The organism is Lacinutrix sp. YIN62, from assembly GCF_057219185.1.
This window is the reverse complement of record NZ_JBXVVH010000014.1, coordinates 15,520-36,145: the sequence shown is the minus strand read 5'-3', so window position 1 is coordinate 36,145 and position 20,626 is coordinate 15,520. Positions and strand designations below refer to the sequence as shown.

The 20,626-nt window shown below is 33.8% G+C and carries 12 protein-coding genes; 8 read left to right on the top strand and 4 right to left on the bottom strand.

Annotation, left to right across the window (positions count from 1 at the left end; translation table 11 throughout):
• Positions 1 to 2 precede the first annotated feature (2 nt).
• The 4 genes from AC2D8I_RS10540 to AC2D8I_RS10525 form a co-directional block, all read right to left on the bottom strand.
• Positions 3 to 2,780 carry a TonB-dependent receptor gene (locus AC2D8I_RS10540; protein ID WP_484705972.1) on the bottom strand — a complete coding sequence of 926 codons (2,778 nt, stop codon included), beginning with the start codon at positions 2,778 to 2,780 and terminating at the stop codon, positions 3 to 5.
• A gap of 196 nt (positions 2,781 to 2,976) precedes the next feature.
• Positions 2,977 to 4,824, bottom strand: a complete 1,848-nt coding sequence (glmS, locus tag AC2D8I_RS10535; RefSeq protein WP_484705971.1) for a glutamine--fructose-6-phosphate transaminase (isomerizing) — start codon at positions 4,822 to 4,824, stop codon at positions 2,977 to 2,979.
• Between the two features lie 5 nt (positions 4,825 to 4,829).
• Positions 4,830 to 6,521, bottom strand: a complete 1,692-nt coding sequence (gene bamH / locus AC2D8I_RS10530) for a BamH family beta-barrel-assembly machinery protein (RefSeq protein ID WP_484705970.1) — start codon at positions 6,519 to 6,521, stop codon at positions 4,830 to 4,832.
• A gap of 23 nt (positions 6,522 to 6,544) precedes the next feature.
• Positions 6,545 to 7,351, bottom strand: a complete 807-nt coding sequence (locus AC2D8I_RS10525; RefSeq protein WP_484705969.1) for a glycogen/starch synthase — start codon at positions 7,349 to 7,351, stop codon at positions 6,545 to 6,547.
• A gap of 186 nt (positions 7,352 to 7,537) precedes the next feature.
• Here AC2D8I_RS10525 and panC point away from each other — a divergent pair, with 186 nt between their 5' ends.
• From panC to AC2D8I_RS10485, 8 genes are all read left to right on the top strand, one after another.
• On the top strand, positions 7,538 to 8,386 hold the full coding sequence (gene panC, locus AC2D8I_RS10520) for a pantoate--beta-alanine ligase (RefSeq protein ID WP_484705968.1): 849 nt from the start codon (positions 7,538 to 7,540) through the stop codon (positions 8,384 to 8,386).
• A 12-nt stretch (positions 8,387 to 8,398) separates the two neighbouring features.
• Entirely contained in the window at positions 8,399 to 8,749 is a 351-nt protein-coding gene (panD, locus tag AC2D8I_RS10515; protein ID WP_484705967.1) for an aspartate 1-decarboxylase, read from the top strand.
• The gene (locus AC2D8I_RS10510; RefSeq protein ID WP_484705966.1) at positions 8,750 to 9,706 is read left to right on the top strand and encodes a lysylphosphatidylglycerol synthase transmembrane domain-containing protein; all 957 of its coding nucleotides are present in this window, start codon (positions 8,750 to 8,752) and stop codon (positions 9,704 to 9,706) included.
• A gap of 39 nt (positions 9,707 to 9,745) precedes the next feature.
• On the top strand, positions 9,746 to 10,891 hold the full coding sequence (locus tag AC2D8I_RS10505; RefSeq protein WP_484705965.1) for an alpha/beta hydrolase: 1,146 nt from the start codon (positions 9,746 to 9,748) through the stop codon (positions 10,889 to 10,891).
• A 32-nt stretch (positions 10,892 to 10,923) separates the two neighbouring features.
• Entirely contained in the window at positions 10,924 to 12,282 is a 1,359-nt protein-coding gene (radA, locus tag AC2D8I_RS10500; protein WP_484705964.1) for a DNA repair protein RadA, read from the top strand.
• 367 nt (positions 12,283 to 12,649) lie between these two features.
• Positions 12,650 to 13,234: a hypothetical protein gene (locus AC2D8I_RS10495; RefSeq protein ID WP_484705963.1), complete on the top strand. Its 585-nt coding sequence runs from the start codon at positions 12,650 to 12,652 to the stop codon at positions 13,232 to 13,234.
• 6 nt (positions 13,235 to 13,240) lie between these two features.
• Entirely contained in the window at positions 13,241 to 14,893 is a 1,653-nt protein-coding gene (locus AC2D8I_RS10490; protein ID WP_484705962.1) for a hypothetical protein, read from the top strand.
• Between the two features lie 40 nt (positions 14,894 to 14,933).
• Positions 14,934 to 20,624, top strand: a complete 5,691-nt coding sequence (locus tag AC2D8I_RS10485) for a hypothetical protein (RefSeq protein ID WP_484705961.1) — start codon at positions 14,934 to 14,936, stop codon at positions 20,622 to 20,624.
• Positions 20,625 to 20,626: the final 2 nt, after the last annotated feature.

Here is a 20,626-nt window from a genome sequence, read left to right as displayed (position 1 = left end):
TATTAAAGATTGTTAATTGTTAATGAAATGTAATATTGAGACCCTATAAAACCAGTTCCAAAAGCTGTAAAATATTCTTTCCCAGTAAGGTTAGTAGCGCCAGCTTTTATCGTTGTTTTCATTGCTGGCACTCTGTAATTTATTTGTGCATCTACAGTATGGAATTCTGGGACAACGCCACTACCAAATGTTGCTTCCCAAAAGTAATCGTCACTAAACCTATAGGCGATGTTAAACCCGAAATTTTTAAATAAATCTGTCTTACCAAATGTCGCTTTAAATTTATGCTCAGGGGTGTTAAAGCTCGTTTGAAATCCAGGATTAGCTGCTTGATCAAAATCTTGTTTAGTAAAGGTGTAACTCCCTCCAAGATCAAAATTATTAAATACCTTGGTAGACAGGCCTAAAGAAGCGCCGTAAGAGTTTACATCAGCATCAGAATTAGTATAAGCACTATACGCTTGGAAATCACCATTAGCAATAGCAGCAACCGATAGTGTGTTATCTCCAACAGTTCCATAGTATGGTGATGCGACTACTTCTTGAGCAATAAAATCTTCGTATTTGTTGTAATATGTACTAAAGTCTATAATAATTTTATTGAATTTTCCTCTATAGCCTATTTCTACAGATGTTACTTTTTCAGGTTTTACTATATCAGGATTGGCTATAGCTGAAGGTTCAGCAAGAACAGCAGGGTTTCCTGTTTCAGCAAAAGACTGTAGGGCTGCAATAGAATAAGAGTTATTATATGCGTCTGCTCCTGTCTGTGTTACAGTGCTTTCTTGTCCTAAGGTGTTTTGAGCCTCTACACTAATAGGGAAGGTTCTGGTGTATCTGTCCAAGTTACTTGGCGCAGAACCTACTAAGATAGCACTACCTGCATCTAAGCCAATAAATAAATCTTGTGTGGTTGGATTTCTAAAACCAGTTTGAACTGAAGCTCTAATATTATGATCTCTATTTAGTGTCAAACCAGCAGAAAGTCTAGGAGATACAAAACCATCGAATAATTCTGATTTGTCATATCGTCCCGATAACGTAATTTTTAGTTCCTTATCGCCAGATAATTCTAGATTCTTTTGGATTTGTGCATAACCACCAGCTTCAGAGTATCTAATTGGAGCATCACCATCGGTATAAATAGTTCCGCCAGAATTTAAATTGTATTGTCTGTAAGACCCTCCAACTTGGATTTCTGCAAATTCAATTAAATGACTAAAGTTGTAATTACCATCACTATGGAAATACTTGGAAGCATCTTGAAATTTTGAGCCCTTAGACAAGTCAGGATCGTTGATGCTTTTGTTAAAAGCTGCTTTAAATTCTGGAGAGCCTGGTAAGTACCTTCCAGTATCTGCAGCAGATCTAGCTTCAGCATGTTTTTGCTCCTCTGTTAAACCTAAAGGGTTACCACTTAAATTGATTTCAGCAAACTTAGCGATGTAATCGCCAAACCATTCAGTATCACTTTTCCACGCTCTATTTATATTAATTCCAGAAAAAACCATGTCATAAGAGTCTCCTGCTTTGTCTGCAACTTCATAAGCTCTAATGAAAAAATTGTCATTTTTAACTTCTATTTTATGCTGTTGTTGGAAGAAGTTGTCAATATTGTATCTGTTAGTTCCTTGGTAGATAGTTGTTCCTGTTCCTACTTTACCAACATAAGATATTTCTAGACTATTGTCTTTTATTGGACGCAAGTAAAGCCCCCAATCTGCTTTAATACTTTCTGCGTTATATTCGGTTAGATCTCGTTCATTGTAACCTGTTCTGCTTACCACAACATCTGGTATTATACCTAAACCAGAAGCAGATCTAATATTTGTAGATACTTCATCTCCATAAACATTAATACCATCATAATTGGTATTATTTGCTCTTGTGCCTCCAACTCTATTTTTATCAACTTCGCTGGTAGCAGCCCAATCTGTTCCTTTTAAATAGCCGAAGTTTACTTTAGCAGCAAAATGGTCTGAGAATTTATGAGCCATCCTAATTCCTAAATCAGTATAAGCGTTATCTCCTGACTCTTCTTGTGAAGTGATGCCTCTTTTTATGTAACCACTAACACCTTCGTGTTCAAAAGGGTTTTTACTTCTCATAAATAGAATTCCGTTAAAGGCATTGGCACCATATAAAGCAGAAGATGCTCCTGGTAAAAGCTCTACACTTTGAACGTCGGTTTCTATCATACCTACCAGATTTCCTATTGGGAAATTAAGTGCTGGAGTAGAGTTATCCATGCCATCTACCAATTGCATAAAACGTGTGTTTGCAAAGGTTGCAAAACCACGCGTATTGATCGATTTAAAGGTTAAACTATTCGTGTTAACATCGACACCTTTAAGATTTTCTAAACCATCATAAAAGTCTGCAGAAGCGGTATTTTTAATTTCTTTAAGACCAAAACGTTCAACGGTTACGGGAGATTCAAAAATACGCTCAGGAGTTCTTGAGGCGGATATAACGACTTCATCAAGGATGCTTCCTTCTTTTAAAATAAAATTTAAGTTTTGATTGTTTTCTGTAACCTCTATAGATTCTGTAGAAAAACCAATACTACTCGCTTGTAGTTTAAAAGGAGGGGCTTGACTTACAGTTAGGGTAAACTGACCATCAAAATCACTTATAGTTCCTGAGGATGTGCCAACAGCTATAACATTCGCTCCTGGAATAGGTTGACTGTTGTCATCGACAACAGTTCCAGTAATTGTTGTTTGGGCATAAGTTACAGCACAAAATAGCAACAATAAAATTGATAAGACTCTTCTCATTTGTTTCTTTAATTAAATTGGAGAGACCAATATACGTTTTTTAGTGAGATCTTAAAAAAAAGTTAACAAAATTATGCATGCATAATAAAAAAACGTAAAATAGAGAAGAATCCGCTAAATATTTAGAGTTATCTAGCGGATTTTTATAGAGTTTTATGAAATGATTGTTTTTGTAATTACAAAAAGCAATGCTTATTTATTCTACGGTTACTGATTTAGCTAAATTTCTAGGCTGATCAACGTTTTTGTTTAGCAGTACAGCAATGTGGTAAGAAAGTAATTGTAAGGGTATAGTTGTAAGAAGTGGTGTTAATACCTCCAGTGTTTCAGGAACTTCTATAATGTGATCTGCCAAATTTTTCACATCTTCATCACCTTCGGTTACAATTCCAATTATTTTCCCTTTTCGAGATTTTATTTCTTGTATATTGCTAACAACCTTTTCGTAATGCCCTTTTTTAGTAGCGATAACAAAAACGGGCATTTGCTCATCGATTAAGGCTATTGGGCCGTGTTTCATTTCTGCTGCAGGATAGCCTTCAGCATGTATATATGAGATTTCTTTTAGTTTTAAAGCGCCTTCTAAAGCCACTGGGAAATTAAAGCCTCTTCCAAGGTAAAGACAGTTTTTTGCATTTTTATATATTTCTGCTACTGCTTTAATGTGCGCATCAGATTTTAAGGCTTGTTCGACTTTACTTGGTATTAATTCTAATTCTTGTAAATGTAAATGGAATTTAGATTTAGAAATATGTCCTTTTTCTTTGGCTAGCTGTAATGCGATTAAAGTTAATACTGTTATTTGTGTAGTAAAAGCTTTAGTTGAAGCAACTCCAATCTCTGGACCAGCATGTGTGTATGCCCCAGCATGCGTTTCTCTTGCGATAGAGGATCCTACAACATTACAAACTCCAAAAACAAAAGCTCCTTTAGATTTTGCTAATTTTATTGCAGCAAGCGTGTCTGCTGTTTCGCCAGATTGAGAAATAGCAATAACGACATCCTTTTCTGTTATTACAGGGTTTCTATATCTAAATTCTGAAGCGTATTCTACTTCAACAGGTATTCTTGCTAAATCCTCGAATAAATACTCTGCAACCAATCCAGCGTGCCAAGACGTACCACAGGCGATGATTATTATTCTATTAGCATTTAAGAATTTTTCGATATTATCATCAATTCCAGCCATTTTAATAAGGCCTTGCTTAGCTATAAGTCGTCCTCTGTACGTATCTTTTATTGCGTTAGGTTGTTCGTGTATTTCTTTTAGCATAAAATGCTCATACCCGCCTTTTACAATTTGCTCTAGATTCATTTGAAGTTCTTGAACGTAAGGAGCTACAAGGGAGTCACTCTTTATTTTTCTGATTTTTACGCCCTTTTTACGTCTAACGATTGCCATTTCTTCGTCTTCTAAGTAAATGGCTTTTTTTGTATATTCTAAAAAGGGGGTTGCGTCACTGGCAATAAAAAACTCATTTTCTCCAACTCCAATCGCTAGCGGGCTTCCTAACTTTGCTACAACAATTTCATTAGGTTTGTTTTTGTCAAAAACAGCAATAGCATATGCGCCTATGACTTGATTTAGTGCTATTTGAACAGCTTTTCCTAACTTTACATTTTCATTTTTCTTAACGTCTTCAATTAGATTTATTAAAACCTCTGTATCTGTATCAGATTTAAAAATGTACCCTCTCTTTATTAATTCTTGTTTTAAAGATTCGTAATTTTCAATGATTCCATTATGAATAATAACTAAATCACCAGAATTAGAGTAGTGTGGATGGGAATTAACATCGTTAGGTATGCCGTGTGTAGCCCATCTTGTATGGCCAATACCTACGGTACCACTAGTTTCTATTTCTTGAGCGACTCGTTTTTCTAGGTCTATTACCTTGCCTTTTGTTTTAGATAGTTTAATATCTTGCCCGTCATAGAGTGCCACTCCAGCACTATCATAGCCTCGGTATTCTAATCGTTTTAATCCTTCTAATATTACAGGGTAAGCATTTCTTTCGCCTATATATCCTACAATTCCACACATAAAATTTAATTTTTAGGTTCTGTATAAAAGACTTCAAATTCTACACGTTGACCTTCGGGAATGTTGGGTTTACTTCCGTGTAAAACAGTGCTTTTTGGGGACATAATACTCGTTACAGGAAAGGTGTTTATTGTAGAATCGTCGTCGTCATTATTGACTCCTTCTATTTTAGAATTTGTTATTAAATTTACATCATTAGCGATATAAAGACCTAGTTTTACATTGGTAGAATCTCTAATGAGTATGTTGTTTACGTGTTCTGTTAATCTAAATTTATATTTGACACCTTTTCCATTACTATCGCGTTCTAATATTTCAGAATAGTTTATTTTAGAATTTACAGGTTCAGAGGTGTCGGTACTACCATCTAAAAAGTAATCTATAATAGGAACGTTGTTTTTTAAGTCGTATAAAAGCAGTCTGTCTGGTTCATTTTTTTGAGAATCGCTATCGGTTTGGTCTACATAAAAGATTAAGTTAACCTCATTAATTAGCCATTTGCCTTTTTTAAGTCTAAAATCTTCTTCATCTGGGATGCCATTACCATCACTGTCACCGTTAAAAAGATCAATTACCGACATTACCCCGTTGATTCCTTTTAGGTATAATTTATCATCACCATTTATGTTGTTTGGAGGAGTTGGGAATACAAACTCATCTTGTATGGTGTTTATTTTTATGCCTCCAAAAGTTAATTCATAGACACTAGGGGCTTCGTCTTCAGTGTTGTCACTGTCATCATCATTATCTTCACTATCTTCACTATCTTCCACTTCTATTTCTGAGTCATTTGTATAGTTTAAGGTAATACCTGCAATAGAACTCGAGAAATCTAGTATTTGCATACTCCCATCGTTATCTAATGGTTCAATTTTGAATGTTAGTCCTCTAAAAAAATCAGTAAAATTATTTTTATTACTTAAAATAGGAGTGTTTTGATTAGCAAATATCAAATTTTCCCAAAAATTATCAGGAAGACCTTCGGCAGCATTTAAGTCAATTCTAAGAGAAGGAACTATGCGTTGAGTTATATCTTCGTTTGCTATGAGTTCGTTGTTACTATTATGGGTGTTTCCGTTTTTATCCAGTCTAATTTCATTAATACTAGGTATGTATTGGTTATTTTGATATAGGAGTTGACCTAATTGGGAGTCAAATAAATCGCCTTGATTTGAATAATAAGCTTGAGATGTCTCAAAATTCGTTGAAGGGTCTGAATCTCTTAAGAGATAATTGTTCTGGTAGATGGAGAGCTTAAAGGGTTTAGTTCTGTTACCAAAAATGGAGTCAAACGTATATGTGCTGTTCCCGTTTTCATCCGTTTCCTTTAATGTGGTAAAATATGGAATGGTTAGGTATACAGATTTTAAAACTGGTGAAAAACCAAAATCAGGATTAAAGCTACTCGGAACAACTTGTGCTACGACACCTGTTGTCGTGGTTCCGAAAATAGGATTAGGGTCTGGATAAACCCCAAGAAGATTGTTTGGGAAATTATTGGTTTGAACCCCAACGGTATTACTACTGATTTTTTGAGAATAAGATATAACAGGGAATTTTTTGCTATTTGTTTCGAAGTTTTTAATTCCTTCAACATCACTATCTATATTTGTGAAATCTTTATCACACGCTATAGTTACAAAGAGAATAGCTATTAATAGAGTGAGTGATTTTATGGTATTTGTTATCTTTTTCATAATGTATTTATGCTGCTGTTTTCCTATAGAACGCTGGTATTGTAGAATTCGGTATATGCTTCTGCAAATTCATCTTTTTCTTTAAAGTCTAAAACAGGTTTTTTAGAGTCTTTTAAGTAAGTCTCTAATTCTGTAGGGATTTCTCGTGATCCAACAATTAATGCATCTGAATGATCTACGGCAACTTTCATTAGATTGCTGTATGTAGGTTTTTCTAGTGCTTTTATCGCTTCAGCGTCTATATTGTCAAACGCTATTTTGTTAATCATATCCTTATTTAAGGTGTTGTCAAAACTTTGGCCATATATAGAAGTTACTATTTTACTTTCGTTGAATAAAGGCTCGTTCTTATAAAATTGTTTTAAATACAATGGCAATAAAGAGGCTAACCAACCGTGAATATGAATAATATCTGGAGACCAGTTCAATTTTTTTACAGTTTCAATAACGCCTTTAGCAAAGAATATAGCGCGTTCATCGTTATCTGGGAATAGTTTTCCTTCTTCATCTGTTAAAGTCGCCTTTCTTTTGAAGTATTCGTCATTATCAATAAAGTACACTTGAATACGTTCTTTCGGGATTGAAGCTACTTTAATAATTAGCGGCATATCAAGATCGTTAATAACTAAATTTATTCCCGATAGGCGAATAACTTCGTGTAATTGGTGTCTTCTTTCATTAATATTGCCATATCTTGGCATAAAAATTCTTATTTGTCCACCTTGTTGGTTTACCATTCTAGGAGTCTCAAATGACATTGAGGAAATCTCAGTTTCGGGTAAATAGGGAACCACTTCAGACGATACATATAATATCTTTTTATCTTTCATACGAAATTTTAATTATTAATGAAGTACGCAAAAATCATTCCTTTTTTTTCGAAAAGAAATTTTAATTACGACCATTAGGTTTAGTTAAGTGTTATAGAATTCTAAATAAAAAACACGCAAAAGTACAAAATTTTATGCAGATTGAGGCTAATATATTAAGTTTGCAGGGTTAATTTTATATTAAAAATGAAAGTTTTTTTAGATAATGCAGAAATCAGAAATTATATAAAGGGCCAAAAAGCGAATGGTTTAGCCTTTGGTTTTGTGCCTACAATGGGGGCGTTGCATAAGGGACACTTGTCTTTGGTGGAATTAGCGTTGGCAGATAATGACATAGCTGTAGTTAGTATATTTGTGAACCCGACTCAATTCGATAATTCTAATGATCTTGATAAATATCCAAGAACTTTAGATAGAGATGTTTCATTATTAAAAACGGTTTCAGAAAATATTATAGTCTATGCGCCTAGTGTTGAAACTATTTATGGAAAGCAGATTGAAGCAGAGCATTTTAATTTTGACGGACTAGAATATGAAATGGAAGGTCGGTTTCGAAAAGGTCATTTTGATGGTGTAGGGACTATTGTTAAACGCTTATTCGAAATAATTAGTCCTAATACAGCTTATTTTGGTGAAAAAGATTTTCAACAATTAGCTATTATAAAAAAATTAGTTAAGAATTATAAAATTCCTGTAAAAGTTATAGGGGGTAAAATACATAGAGAAGCTAATGGTTTAGCTATGAGTTCTCGTAATGAACGCTTAAAGTTAGAGTATAAGGAGGTTGCTCCTTTTATTTATGAGATATTATTAGCTGCCAAATTCAAGTTTGGCATAAAAAGTGCTAAAGAGGTTACGGAATGGGTTGAGAAACAGTTTGCTAAGCATAAGTTGTTAGAGTTAGAGTATTTTATAATAGCCGATGTTGAGACCTTAAAACCAATAAAACGAAAAACAAAATCAAAAAAATATCGTGCTTTTGTCGCTGTCTATGCAGATGAGATAAGATTAATAGACAATTTAGCACTAAATTAATTATCTTTACCCATGCAAATACAAGTAGTAAAATCTAAGATTCATAGAGTAAAAGTTACAGGAGCAGACCTTAATTACATTGGTAGTATTACTATTGATGAAGATTTAATGGAGGCTGCAAATATTATACAAGGAGAGAAGGTGCAAATTGTAAATAATAATAATGGTGCACGTTTAGAAACGTATGCTATTCCAGGGCCTAGAAATTCTGGCGAAATAACACTTAATGGTGCAGCTGCACGGTTAGTTTCTCCAGGCGATGTGCTTATATTAATTACATATGCTTTTATGGATATTGAAGAGGCAAAAGTGTTTAAGCCTTCATTAGTATTTCCTAATGAAGATACAAATTTATTGCAATAAATGGCATTAAAACCTTTAGTGAAAATATTAAAAATTGTGCTCCCAATACTCTTGGGAGTTTTTTTGATATGGTTTTCGCTATCAAAAATCTCTATAACGGATTTAATTGGACACTTTAAATCTGCTAATTATTTTTATATCGGTTTGGGCGTTTTGCTTGGTCTTTTAAGTCATTTGTCTAGGGCTTATCGTTGGCTGTTTATGTTGGAGCCTTTGGGGTATAAAATTAAATTAGGGAACAGTATTATGGCTGTTTTTGCAACCTATTTGATTAATTATACTATCCCTAGGGCAGGAGAGGTCGCTAGAGCTTCTATTTTAACAAATTATGAAGGGGTTCCTTTTGAAAAAGGCATTGGAACAATAGTGGCAGAACGTATTGCAGATTTATTGGTAATGCTAGTTATTGTAAGTATAACATTGTGCCTTCAGTTTGATTTTATTTATGAGTTTTTTTCTAAAAAACTGAACCCTATAAAACTAGCGTTAGCTGTTTTTTTAATTATAGTTGTAGGAGTGTTTTTTTTGTTTTTCATAAAAAAGAGTACAGTTCGAATTGCTTTAAAAATTAAAGCCTTTGTTAATGGATTAATTGAAGGAGCTTTGAGTATTTTTAAAATGAAAAAAAAGTGGGCATTCATTTTTCATACTTTATTTATTTGGGTAATGTATGTTCTTATGTTTTATGTTACAAGTTTTGCTATAACTGGTTTACAGCCTATACCTTTTGGTGCTATTTTAATAGGTTTTATTGCCGCTAGTTTTAGTATTGCAGCTACTAATGGTGGTTTAGGGTCATATCCAGTTGCTGTTTTTGGTGCTTTTTCTATTTTTGGAATAGCAGAAGAGCCAAGCCTTGCTTTTGGTTGGATTATGTGGTCTTCTCAAACATTAATGGTTATTGTGTTGGGAGGATTGTCACTCTTATACCTGCCAATTTATAACAGAAAGAAATAATTTGTACATTGCATCTTAAATTAAAGTTAACCTACTACGATGCAAAGATTATTATACCTTTTTATTTTTATTATTTCACTACAACAAATAGATGCTCAAGTTACTTATAAAGAATTTGAATCCGCTATATTTGGAGAAACCAGGCAGCTTAAAATACAAGTGCCAAGAGGTTACGATAATACCGAGAAAAGTTATCCTATCATTTTTGTTTTTGATGCCGATTACTTGTTTGAAGTTGTTGCAGGAAATGTAGATTATTATTCTTATTGGGAGGATATTCCCGAAGCCATTGTTGTTGGAGTTAATCAAGTAGAAACTCGAGATCTCGATACGTATTATTCCGAACAAAATTCGCTGCCAATTGAAGAAGGGGCAAAATTTTTTGAGTTTATAGGGATGGAGGTAATGCCTTATATCGAAAGTGTATACCGTACAGAGAAATTTAAAGTTGCTGTTGGTCATGGGCATACTGCAAATTTTATTAACTATTTCTTATTAAAAGAAGTGCCATTATTTCAGTCTTATATCGTTTTGAGCCCAGATTTGGCTCCGGATATGACAGAATTCATATCAAAACGTTTATCCTCTATAACAGAAAGAACCTTTTATTATTTGGCGACATCTAGTAAAGATGTGAAGCCAATAAAAGAGAAAACCGAAGGTTTAAATACAGCGCTTTCATCCATAGACAATATTAATCTATTGAAAAGCTTTGATAACTTTGATGGGCCATCCCATTATTCGTTGCCTGCACATGCTATTCCTAATGCTTTAGAAAGTATTTTTTTCGTGTTCCAACCTATTTCTAAGAAGGAATATAAGGAGACGATTCTTAATTTAGATAGCTCGCCAGTAGATTATTTGATTCAAAAATATGATATGATAGAAGATTTGTTTGGCATAGATAAACCAATCTCAATCAACGATTTTAAAGCTATTGCGGCTGCAATAAAAAAGAATGAAAGTTTTGAGTATTATGAATCTCTAGGGAAATTAGCAAGAAAAGAGTATCCTGACACGCTATTAGGCCATTACTACTTAGGGCTTTTTTATGAGAAAACAGGGAAATCGAAAAAAGCTATGAAAACCTATCAGTCTGCTTATATCCTAGAAGAGATTGGTGGGATTACTAAAGATAGGGTTTTGGAACTTTCTGAGCAGATTAAATCGGATTTTGGATACTAATATTTAAATAAACACTACTTTAAAAGGGGGATATGGCAAAAGTAAAAACGACTTTTTTTTGTCAAGGCTGCGGAACTCAATATTCTAAATGGCAAGGGCAGTGTACCGCTTGTAAAGAATGGAATACTATAGTTGAAGAGCTTTTGCAAAAACCAGAAAAGAACGAATGGAAAACGACTTCTGTGGGTTTAAAAAGAGCGTCTAAACCTCTGAAAATAAAAGATATCGATTCAACGCAAGAAGCGCGATTAGATACCTTAGATAAGGAGTTTAATCGAGTGCTTGGAGGTGGAATTGTGCCTGGATCTTTAACGCTATTGGGAGGGGAACCAGGGATTGGAAAAAGTACACTGTTGCTTCAAGTCTCTTTGAAGTTGCCTTATAAAACGTTATATGTTTCGGGAGAAGAAAGCCAGAAGCAAATAAAAATGCGTGCAGAACGGATTAACCCCAATAATGATGGTTGTTATATTCTTACAGAAACAAAAACACAAAATATTTTTAAGCAAATCGAGGCTTTAGAGCCAGATATTGTTATTATTGATTCTATTCAAACTTTACACAGTGACTATATTGAGTCGTCTAGCGGAAGTATTTCTCAAATAAAAGAGTGTACCACAGAGCTTATAAAATATGCGAAAGAAACAGGAGTACCTGTTATTTTAATTGGTCATATTACTAAAGATGGACATATCGCAGGGCCAAAAATTTTAGAGCATATGGTGGATACTGTATTGCAATTTGAAGGGGATCGTAATCATGTGTTTAGAATATTAAGAGCTCAAAAAAATCGTTTTGGATCTACAAGTGAATTAGGGATTTACGAAATGCAAGGTTCTGGCCTACGAGAAGTTAGTAACCCTAGTGAGATTTTAATCTCTAAAAAAGAAGAAGAATTGTCGGGAAATGCAATTGCGGCGACTTTAGAAGGGATTCGATCGTTAATGGTAGAAGTGCAAGCGCTAGTTAGCACAGCGGTATATGGTACGCCTCAGCGTAGTGCAACAGGTTTTAATGCTAAGCGATTAAACATGCTCTTAGCTGTTTTAGAAAAACGAGCTGGTTTTAGGTTGGGGGCCAAGGATGTGTTTCTTAATATTACCGGTGGGATTTCTGTTGACGATCCAGCTATAGATCTAGCCGTTGTTGCTGCTATTTTATCTTCTAATGAAGATGTGGCCCTGCAGCGTGATTTTTGTTTTGCAGCAGAAGTTGGCCTATCTGGGGAAATTAGACCCGTACAACGTGTAGAGCAACGTATTTTAGAAGCTGAAAAGTTAGGGTTTTCTACTATTTTTATTTCTAAATACAATACAATTACATTAAAAGAAACCAGTATTAAGATTCAATGTATAACTAAGGTTGAAGATTTAGTAGCATTTATAGTGTAGTATATTAAATTAAAACGGTTACTTCATAAATAAGCTAGAATTAAAGTGAGCGTAGGTTTTTAGATCTAGTAATTATATTGCGTACGGGTTATATTTTATGTTAATTAAAGCGTATGTTCACCTCTTAAATAAGAGCATGTGCGTAACTGCAATCATTTTACTGTAGCCTTATATTTGGAGTGTTTATATAAAGGTAGCTTTAATTTCTAGCTCCGTGAAATACAAATGAAATTTTATGTTAAAATACGTAGACCTACGTATTTTGTAAACTAATATAATATTCTATATTTGTGCAATAGATAACGCACTGTGAAAACTTATTTGCTTCCTAATGTGTTGGTTGTTATCTGTTAAAAATAAACAAGATATGCGCAGAAAATGCTCCCTAACATTGTATGTTGCTCTTTTATGTATTATTGCCTCCTGTAATACGAAAAATAAATCTTCTTTTGAAGATTATAAATTTTTTAAACTACAACAACAAGGCTGGAAATCTAAACGAGTTAATACCTTTGTAGGAACTATAAACTACACGGCAACCGAGGTGCCACTTCAATATTATATTTTAAAGAATAATATAAATACCCCCGAGGTGGTGGATTCTATCTATAATCTAAATAACAGAGAACGTATTATAGAAATAGAATTTCAACATGAAGATCAAAAAGATTTACTTTTAGAAGAATACACTAAAAAAAGTTATGAGGAAGCTGTAAAATATATGGCATTTACTATAGCTAAAGATTTTACAGTAATAACTTCTTCCAACGATACTATAAAATGCTCTGGAGTGAATTTTGAGCGAAATTTTAAAGTCGCACCTTTTAAAAGAGCACTTTTATACTTTAATAATATAAAACCAAACGATAATATTGAATTAATTTACCAAGATAACTTGTTTGGAAATGGAAACATAAAATTCAATTTTAACGAAACACCAATCTTATTATAATAATTTATGAGAAAAGCAGTCTTAATCTTTCATTTAGTAATATTGCCTTTAGGGGTTTGGTCGCAAAACACCTATTATGGTGTTGAAACAGGGGATAATACAAATGGAGTCAATAATAGTTTTTATGGGAAATATTCAGGGAAAGAAAACACTGCTCGGTATGGTACTTTTATAGGGGTAGAAGCAGGTAAGGTAAACACTGGAAACGAAAATACTTTTGTTGGATATTTGTCAGGCGCTTCAAATACTTCAGGGAAAACTAACGCTTTTTTTGGAGCCAATTCTGGAGCGTTTAATACCACAGGTGGTGATAATACTTTTTTAGGTCATCGTTCCGGTTATAAAACAACTATTGGTTTAAAAAATACATTTGTAGGAGCTAATTCAGGTCTCGTTAATGTAAGTGGTATTCGTAATACAGCATTAGGTTTTTCTGCAGGTCAAAGTAATGAAACAGGAAACGATAATGTGTCAATAGGTTCAGAATCAGCTGTGTTTAATGCTTTTGGGTCCAGAAATGTAAGCATAGGTAGAGGAGCAGGACTAAAAAACACATCGGGTTCCGACAATACTTTGGTCGGTAATGCTGCTGGTTTGAATAACCTTATAGGTTCTGGAAATGTATTCCTTGGAAGTGGAGCAGGACAAGAAGAGCAAGGAAGCAATAAATTATATATAGAAAACACAGCTAGTAGTTTGCCTTTAATAGGAGGCGATTTTGAGACAGATATAGTAACAATTAATGGGAAAATGGGAATTGGGACATCTGCACCACCTGTAAATGAGCTGGAGGTAAATGGCGTTATGTCTGGTAAATTAGGTTACTTTAATGATGATTTAACAATCCCTCCGACAGAATTTTTAAACGACGGGCACCTTTTAGCTATAGGGTTAGACAATGTGAACACTCCTCTTTTTGGGTTTCAATCATTAACCTCAGAACAAGCTAGTGATGGAGTTGCGGCTGTGAGATTTACTATTGAAGATAAAAAAGATAAAGCGAGATTTAGATTGTGGGCGCAAGAAGATGGTGCCACAAATTTTAGGATTTATGATAAAGATCAAGTGAAAGCGCTTGATTTTCATGCTTATGGTACTTCTACATATTTACGCTTGACTACCCCTAATAGTTACTTATCAATAGGTGGTGAAAGTTTAGCAGGGTATAAATTAGTTGTTAGACAAGGAGATACTTACGTTGATGGAAATATAATAGCAGAAGATAAGATAGGAATAGGTGTCCTTTCTAATGAAATACCTACGGATTATAAGTTAGCTGTAGCAGGTAAAATTATTGGTGAAGAATTGAAAGTGAAAATACAAGGAACTTGGCCAGATTATGTTTTTAAAGAAAACTATAAACTACCGACTCTATATAACGTAGAGAAATATATAAAAAAAGAAGGGCATTTACATAATATTCCTAGTGCTAATGAAGTGAAAGATAGTGGTTTATTGTTAGGAGAGATGAATGCTAAATTACTTCAAAAAATAGAAGAATTGACACTGTATACAATAGCCCAAGAAAAAGCGTTAGAAAAACTCAGAGAATCCAAAGTAACACAGCAAAAAGAAATTAAAAAACAAAAAAATAAAATTGAAAATCTAGAGTCTAGGTTAGGGGAAATAGAAAAATTTTTACGTTCTCCAAGAAATTAAAACTCAATTTTAAATAGCTCCTGTTCTAAAATTAACTTAAATGAAAAACATTAGGAATAGTAAATTTTCAAAGATATTAGCTACTTATTTGGCTATACAATTATTGATCACAATCATTCAGCCAACAAATTTGTTTGCACTAACAAGTGGCCCATCACAACCTGAATTTAATTCGTTTACTCCTATAGGAACAAGTGATATGGTAAATTTGTCTTCTGGAGATTTTAACTATAACATCCCGATTATGGATGTGGGAGGTTACCCTTTAAATTTAGCTTATAATTCAGGGGTTACTATGGATCAAGAAGCTTCTTGGGTAGGACTCGGTTGGAATCTTAATGTCGGGCAAATAAATAGGCAAGTACGTGGTATTCCAGATGATTTTAAAGGTGATAAAATGCTCTATGAGAACAATATGAAAGATAATGTTACAATTGGAGGTAGGTTTAATGTGTTTGCAGCGGGGTTTGGAATAGGAGAAGGGGAATCTGCTGGAGATGTGGGTACAGGTAGTGCTCAAGTTGGTTTGGACCTAAAATATAACAATTATAACGGACTTGGATTTTCTTTAACGGGAGGGCTTAGTTACCAAATAGCGCAGAATTTATCTGTAGGTATGGATATGAGTGCTTCTGCGTCTGAGGGAACTTCTGTGTCTCCAAGTGTTTCTTTAGATAATAAGAAAAAAGGAGTGACAAATCAAGATAATGTTTTAACTGGTAGTTTGGGAACAACCTATAATAGTAGGCAAGGAGTTACACAGTTGGCAATAAGTTTGACTCGTAATAAACAAGTCGAAAAAGTTAGAAATGAAAAGACCGTTAGGAGCGGTGAAGCAAGTTGGGCTTTAGGAGGAACGATTTCTTTCGCAGATGCATCGTATACACCAACAAAATCTGTAGGTATGGTGTCTTCAAATTATGTTTTTACACTTAATTTAGAAGGTGAAATAATGGGGATAGAACCAGGGGTGAAATTTACAGGATATAGAACTAGTCAAGGGATTAGGAAATCTGAAAAATATAAGGAGCAGAAAGCTTTTGGTTTTGAAAATACATTTGTCGCTTCAGACGAGGATGTCTTAGATTTTAATAGAGAGAAGGATAGAACATTTAATCAATTTACAAGGACATTACCTATAACTAATAATACCTACGATTTATATAGTATACAAGGTCAAGGGGTTTCGGGGATGTTTAGAGCTTATAAAAGCCAAGTAGGTCACGTTTACGATAATTATACAAAAGATATAAGTCATGGCGGACGATTAAGCGTAGAAGTAGGAGGTGGAGTAGGTGTACATTGGGGATTTGATGGAGAGGTGGTGCCATCTAATGGAAAAACAAGAAGGTGGAAAAAACAGAATAATGCACTGCCAAAGTTTATTGAGAATAACATAAGCGATAGGCCAGAATACGAAAATGTTTTTTTTAAGAACATAGGCGGATTTCATGTAGACGAAGAATTAGATTTGTTAAATACTAGATTAGGAGGGTATGACCCTATAAAAACAGTTATTAATGGTGAAAAGTTTTCTAGAATCGCTTCTCCTGCTTATAACCAAAAAAAATATAATACTAATGGCGTATATATTCCTGGAAATTATAATAGAATACCAATTAATAGCCCAATTAAAAGAACAAAGCGATTAAAAAGAAACCAGAGTATTCAAAAATTAACCAGAGAAGATGCTGCGAAATATGGGTTTAATACTAAGTTTAGTCCATATTCTTTGGCGGGTAAACATAATCATCACACCTCCGAAGTTAGAATTCTAAAAGATGATGGTTCAAGTTATATTTATGGGTTAACGGCATATAATGTCGTTAAGAAAGAAGTAACTTTCGATATTAGTGGAAGACAAGGAGATTGTAAAAATGGATTAGTTAGTTATACTCCAGGTGCAGATAATACTAGTGGAAACAATAGAAATGGAGATCAATATTTTAATAGGATAACTACACCATCGTATGCACACAGCTACTTATTAACATCTGTAGTATCTTCAGACTACGAGGACTTAACAGGTGACGGACCTTCAGATGATGATTTAGGAGCGTACACAAAATTTACATATGAAAACAAAAATCAAAATCTATACAAATGGCGTGTGCCTTACGATAAAAATAAGGCAAATTATAATCAAGGGATTAAGTCTAGTTCGAAGGACGATAAAGGAAATTATATTTATGGAGAAAAGGAATTGGTCTATATAAAAGAGATTGAGACTAAAACACATATTGCGAAGTTTCATTTAACAGAACGAAAGGATGCCTTGGGGGTGGTTGACGAGAATGGTGGAGGCAGTGCGAGTACAAGTTCTAAAATGTGGAAACTTAATAAAATATCACTATACGCAAAGCCAGAATATGAAGCAGAAGGAGAAGATGCAGAGCCTATAAAGGAAGCTCACTTTATATATGATTATTCATTATGTAAAAATGTGAAAAATAATTTGGGAGGAAATGTAAATGAAGAATTATCTAATGAAGGAGGGAAATTATCGTTAAAAAAAGTATATTTTACTTATAGGAATTCGAATATGGGAGCCTATACGCCTTATGTTTTTAACTATAGTGACTTCAATCCAGACTACGACTTAAAGGGATATGATATCTGGGGGAATTACAAACCTAGTGACTTTGAATCTGGTTGTGGTGTAGATGCAGCTTTAACCAATGCTGAATATCCCTATGTTAACCAGAATCAAAATACCCAACAAGATGAATATGCAAGTGCTTGGTCATTACAGTCTATAGACTTACCATCGGGGGGGACAATAGAGTTGGAGTATGAGTCTGATGATTATAAACACGTTCAGAATAAGGACGCTATGCAAATGTTTAAGGTTGTTGGTGCTGGTAAATATGCGTTGTCTTCAGGAAATAATTCCGAGCTTTTTAACGATTTGCTATATAAGCCAGGAGGAGCTATAGATCATTTGTACATAAGATTAAATGAACCTATCTCTGGAAATACTGAAATTGAAAATGAACTGGATTACTTTAAAAAGAAGTACATAAAAAATTTAATGAATGAAGTAATTTATTTTAGATTTTTATTAAATATGACAAAGCCTGGAGGAAAAACCTCAGGAAAAAAAGTGGGCGATAATGACTTTGATTTTGTTACAGGGTATTTAGAATTAATGGAATCATCAGAATTTGGATTATTCAAAGATACGAATGGAATACAATATGCCTCAATCCCTGTAAAAATGGTTAATGGAGGTAAAGGTGTTTTAGGAGGTAAAGTGAATCCTGTTGTTAAGTCTGGTTGGCATTATGGTAGGAAATACTTAAATAGAAAAGTTTATAGTATTTCTAATGAGGAAGATGTTAATGATTTAAAAGGGGTGGTTATGGAAATTGTAGGCTCAATTCCAGCAATATTAAATATTTTTAGTAGCCCAAATGGAAAGCTTCAAGAGCGTAGAATTGCACGTCGATTTATTAGAGATAAATCATGGATAAGATTGATGAATCCAAACGGTAAAAAATTAGGTGGCGGCCATAGAGTTAAAACAATAAAAATGCATGATGAATGGGATGCCATGACAGATAATGAAGGAGATGTTAATTATAAACAATTTTATGGTCAAGAGTATAACTATGAGTTAGATAAAGGGGAATCATCTGGTGTAGCAACTTATGAGCCTATAGGGTCTAAAGAGAACCCTTTTGTTAAACCTTTTTATGATAAAGAAAACCCAGGGCTTTTGTTAGGCCCAGATGAATCTAATTATGTAGAAAAACCATTGGGAGAGTCCTTTTTTCCTTCACCTGCGGTTACTTATAGTAAGGTAACGGTTAAAAATATCGAAAGAGAAAGAACAGAAAATATAGATAATACGCCAGAAAATTTAGTTGTTAGAAAACATGCTACTGGCGCTGTTGTTAATGAGTTTTATACCTCTTTTGATTACCCAACAATAGCAGACTATACAGATTTAACAACGTATTATGACAAGTCAGACGTTTTATCAAGTTTATTGAGGTTAAGAGTTAGAGAACATTTAACCTTATCTCAAGGTTACAGTATTCATACAAATGATATGAATGGAAAGATGAAAAGGCAACGTGTTTATGCAGAAGAACAAGAAGAGTTTATTTCTGGTGTAGATTATAATTATGATCAATTACCTAATCAAGGAAATAGTAATATATACAACCCGAATATTGGAAAACTAGACAATACGGTACTAACCATAGATGCGGAAGGTAAAGTTGAGAAAAAATTAATAGGTGTCGATTACGATGTTATTAATGATTATAGAGATAGTAAAACGGTTAGCGAAATTTATGGCGTAAAGTATAATAGTGCAGGATTGCCTATATTTTTAGTTTTTGTTATTGTACCGACACCGCTTCCTCGATATTCCAGACATGAAACACAAATAAAAATGGCTGTAACTACAAAAGTCATTCATTCTTCAGGGATTTTAAGGGAGAAGGTTGCTTACGATGTGGGTGCAAGGGTTTCTACAAAAAATTTAGCATGGGACGCAGCAACAGGAGCTGTTTTATTAACAGAAACAACTAATGAATATAAAGACAAGTATTATAATTTTATGTACCCTGCTTATTGGGCTTATGACGGTATGGGACAAGCCGCTAAGAATTTAAATTTAAAATGGGATTTTCAAAATGCAGGAGCAAATGCCTATAGATTGTCTGGGAATTTTAGCGCAGAAAACTATTTATTAGCAGGAGATGAATTATGGGTGAAATCAGGTTCAAATGAATTTAAAGCTTGGGTTGCCGAGGTTAATGGAACAAATTTCATATTAATAGATGAAAGAGGATTACGATATACATCTGAAGATATAGGTAAAGGATCTTTTACAGTGATTAGGTCTGGACACAGAAATTTACAGGGCGCAAACATGGCTTCTGTAACGTCAATGATCAATCCGATAGTACATAGTATAACAGGGGAAACTATAGATATTAATAACGAGACTTTTTTTCAAGATTCTTGGAATACTTTTAGAATTATAAATGCATCTGCTGTACAATATGATAATGTTTGGGAAGCGCAATGTGAGTGTGATTTACCAACTATGGAGTATGACACACTAGGGAATTTAATTTTTAATTACGATACAGAATCCAAAAGTTATAATCCATATTTATATAATGTTAAAGGAGATTGGAGAGCAAAACGATCATTCGCTTATTTAACAGGAAGAAATTTTACTAGTGAGGATCCTACGCCTCGTAAAACAGGTTTCTTTAATAATTTTAGGCCCTTATATAAATACAATAATACTAATTTAAAATGGGAATTAGACTTTAATTTAATTGCAGAAAACGGCTCTCAAGACAATACAACAAAATGGACTTTCGCTTCGGAAGTAAACCAATATAGCCCATACGGTATGGAATTGGAGAATAAGGATGCATTGAGTAGGTATTCGTCTGCTCAATATGGCTACAATTACAAATTGCCAGTAGCAGTTGGCTCAAATACAAAGTACAAGGAATTAGGATATGATGGTTTTGAAGATTATAGTTTTAATCAATGTAATACTAAAGCGCACTTCAGTTTTCAAAAAAACACAGACGATATTGCCATTTCAATTTCTAAACAAGAATCTCATACAGGGCGTAATAGTCTAAAAATAGGGCCCAATAGCTCAGCAATTATGACGCAGCAAATAATACACTGTGACGATATTCCAGTAAATAACGAAAGGGCAGCTACATCTAAAACCTTAAAACAAAACTAAAG